Below are 3,904 nucleotides of genomic sequence, written 5' to 3' on the forward strand. Positions count from 1 at the left end.
ACGTGACGGTGCCGGTGGGAGTGCCCGCTCCAGGAGCGAGCGGCGCGACGGTGGCGGTGAAGGTCACCGGCTCGCCCACCACCGACGGATCCGGCACCGAGACCACAGTGGTCGTGGTCGATGCCCGGTTCACTGTGTGCGCGGTGGTGGTAGCAGAAGACGTGAAGTCGATGTCATCGCTGTAGGTGGCGGTGACCGTGTAGGGGCCGTCTCTGCGGGTGGTGTAGGGGCGGGTGACGGTGGCGGTGCCGCCGGTCAGGGGCACGGTAGCGGGGGTGGTGCCGTCGCCGAAGGTGAACGTGACGGTGCCGGTGGGAGTGCCCGCTCCAGGAGCGAGCGGCGCGACGGTGGCGGTGAAGGTCACCGGCTCGCCCACCACCGACGGATCCGGCACCGAGACCACAGTGGTCGTGGTCGATGCCCGTTCTACGGTGTGCAGGGCGGCGCCCGTAGAGGGGATGAAGTCCAGGTCCCCGTCGTAGGTGGCGGTGACCTCCGCAGGGCCGCCGGGCCTGGTGGTGTAGGTGTGGGTGGCGGTCGCGGAGCCGTCCGTCAGGGGAACGGTGAGGGGGGTGGTGCCGTCGCCGAAGGTGAACGTGACGGTGCCGGTGGGAGTGCCCGCTCCAGGAGCGAGCGGCGCGACGGTGGCGGTGAAGGTCACCGGCTCGCCCACCACCGACGGATCCGGCGCGGACGTCACGCTGGTCGTGGTGAATGCCCGGTTCACGGTGTGGGTGTTTGTGCCGGTGGAGTTGGTGAAGTCCGCGTCGCCGCCGTAGGCGACCGTGACCGTGTACGGGCTGCTGGCGGTACTCGGGTACGTGTGGGAGGTCGTTGCCGCTGCCTGGGTCAGGGGAACGGTGAGGGGGGTGGTGCCGTCGCCGAAGTCGAAGGTGACAGTGCCGGTGGGAGTGCCCGCTCCGGGGGCTTCGGCGGTGACGGTGGCGGTGAAGGTCACTGGCTCGCCCGCCACCGACGGATCCGGCGCGGACGTCACCGTGACACTCGTTGGTGCCTGGTCCACCGTGTGGGCAGCCGTGTCGGTGGAGCCGGTGAAGTCCGCGTCCCCGGCGTAGGCGGCGGTGACCGTGTACGGGCTGTCGGCGGTGGTGGCGTAGGCGTGGGTGATCACCGCCGTGTCGTCATCGACCGGCGCTGCGACCGGCGCCGTCCCGTCGCCGAAGTCGAAGACCACCATGCCCGTCGGCGCGTCTGCCTCGGCGGCGTCCGGTGTGACGGTGGCGGTGAAGGTCACCGGCTCGCCCACCAGGGACGGCTCGGGCGAGGAACTGACGGTGGTGGATGTGGGTGCCGGGTTCACCGTCTGGGTGTCGTATCCCGTGGAGGAGCTGAACTCTTCGTTGTCGCTGGTGTAGAGGGCGGTGACGGGGTACGGGCTGCCGGTCGCGGAGGTGTAGGCGTGGCTGACGACGGCGGCCCCGCCGGCCACAGCGACCGGGACGGGCGGCGTGCCGTCGCCGAAGTCGAAGGTGACGGTGCCGGTGGGCGTGCCCGCCTCCGGCGCCACGGTCGTGACAGAGGCGGTGAAGGTCACCGGCTGCCAGGTCGTCGACGCATCCGGGGAGGAGGACACGGTCGTGGTCGTGGCCTGGATGTCGGCCACCACCCGGTGGGTGCGGACATCGGTGGAGGAGGCGTAATCGGTGTCTCCGCTGTAGAAGGCGGTGATTGTGTAGGTGGCCTCGCTCGCGGGATAGGTGTGGGTGACCGTGGCCAGGCCGTCCACGAGGCCCTGCACGACAGGCGGTGTGCCGTCGCCGAAATCGACGGTCACCGTGCCCGTAGGTCGCCCGGCGCCGGGAGCGGCCACGATGACCCGCGTGGTGACGGTCACCGGCCCGTCCGCATCGGAGGGCTCCGGGGAGGACAGGACGGTCGTGGAGGTCGGCGCCTGCACCACCGCCTGCTCCGTGACATCCGACGACGGGGCGAAGTCGTTGTCCCCGCTGTAGGCGGCGGTGACCGTGTACGGACTGCCGCTGGTGCTCGTGTAGGTGTGCGCCGCTGTGGCCAGCCCGTCGACGACAACGGCGGTGACCGGGACGGTGCCGTCACCGAAGTCGAACCAGACCGTACCCGTGGGCGCACCGGCTGCGGATGGGGCCGGTGCTACGGCCGCGGTGAAGGTCACCTGCTCGCCGACCACGGGAAGCTCCGGCGAGGAACTCAAGCTGGTTGTCGTGGGCGGGTCGAGATAGGTGTAGGCGGGACCGCCGGCGACGCCGCCCAGGGTGGTCACCACCACCGGGACCCTTATGGCGGGTCCGGGCGGCGCGGGGGGCGCGGGGGGCGCGGTCAGGACGAGCTGGGCGTCGGAGACGACGGTCGGGTACACGCTGGTGGCGCCCAGGCGTACTTCCTGGGTGGTGTACAGGCCGATGCCGGTGAGGGTGAGGGTGTTGCCGCCGTCGTTCGGACCGGTAGCCGGTGAGATGGTGCGGATCCGCGGGGGTGCCAGGTAGAAATAGGAGCCGATGGGGTGGGGGACACCGGCGATGGTGACGGTGACCGGGACGGCGCCGCTGCCCGCCGGGGTCACGGCGGTGATGACGGTGTCGTCCACGATCGTGAACGAAGTGGCGTGGCGGTCACCGAAGCGGACCTGGGTGGCCTGGAGGAAGTCGCGTCCGGTGAGGATGACCGGGGTACGGCCGCCGGTGGGGCCCTGGTCGGGTGAGACGGCCACCGGAATGTTCAGCACACTCACGGTGCCGCTGCCGGTGCCGGTGCCGGTTACATAGATGTGGCGGCTGTCCGCAGTGACGGCAAGCCCCTGGGGATCGCTGAAACCGGTGACAGTGGCGGCGCGGGCGTTGGTGGCCAGGTTGATCGCCGTGAGCGATCCGGCGCCGCTCTCGGTGACGTAGGCGAGGACCCCGCGGGGACCCATGGCCACGGCGAAGGGAGCGTTGAAGCCGCTGATGGTCTTGGCGACGGTGTAGGTGGTGGTGTCCACAATGCTGACCGTGCCGCCCGCGTGGTCGGCGACATACAGCCGCTGGCCGTCCGGGGTGACGGCCAGGCCGCGCGGCTGGGTGAAGCCGCCGATCGTGGTGATGACCGTGAGGGTTCGGGTGTCGACGACCGTGACGGTGCCACTGCCGAAGTCGCTGACGTACGCGTGCGGGGCATCCGGGCTGAGCGCCACCTCGTACGGGGCACTGCCTACCGGCACGCTCGTCACGACCGTGCGCGTGGCGGTATCGAGCACGATGAGGCTGTCGGTGTCCTGGCTGACCACGTAGGCGCGGGCGCCGTCCAGGGCGAAGGCGATACCGAACGGGGTGGAGATGCCTCCGATCGTCGCGGTGACGGCGTTCGTGGGGGTGGCGATCACGCTGACCGTCCCCGAACCGGAGTTGCCCACATACACCTCCGTCCCAGCCGGGTTGACGGCCACCCCCCACGGGCCGGAACCAACGGGGACCGTGGCGGTGGCGGACCGGGTGACGGTGTCCAGCGCCGTGACCGTGCCCGACCCGAAGTTCGTCACATAACCCACCCGGCCCAGGCGGGCGAGAGCAACCCCCGTGGGGCCGTCACCCACCGGGATGGTGGAGAGCGCGACAGCGGGAACCGTGACGCTCGCGGCACGCATGAGCGGAAGCAGATCGACGGACACGGGCAACACCCTCCTCCTGAGGGATGGGACTTGCGGCCGAGCGGGGGCGCCCGCCCGTGAGGCCGGACCGGCCGTCGCGGGCGGGCGTCTGACGGGCTGCCAGCTACCGCCTGGCGGCAGCCAGGGCCCGTCTGTGGTGGGTGGGTCAGATGCCGGGGCCGGCGACGTAGGTGAAGGCGCCGACGGCGGTGTCGGATCCGGCGGGGTTGGTCACGACCACGTCGACCGCTCCGGCGGTGCCGGGCGGGGTGACCGCCGACA

1 protein-coding gene is annotated in these 3,904 nt (G+C 71.2%); it reads right to left on the bottom strand.

Annotated features, from left to right (window positions below; genetic code table 11):
• A partial coding sequence (locus G3I77_RS40405) for an Ig-like domain repeat protein (protein ID WP_248512447.1) occupies positions 1-3,643 on the bottom strand: 3,643 nt, incomplete at its 3' end.
• Between the last annotated feature and the right edge of the window lie 261 nt (positions 3,644-3,904).

The organism is Streptomyces sp. D2-8, assembly GCF_023184515.1.
Taxonomy (GTDB): Bacteria; Actinomycetota; Actinomycetes; order Streptomycetales; family Streptomycetaceae; genus Streptomyces.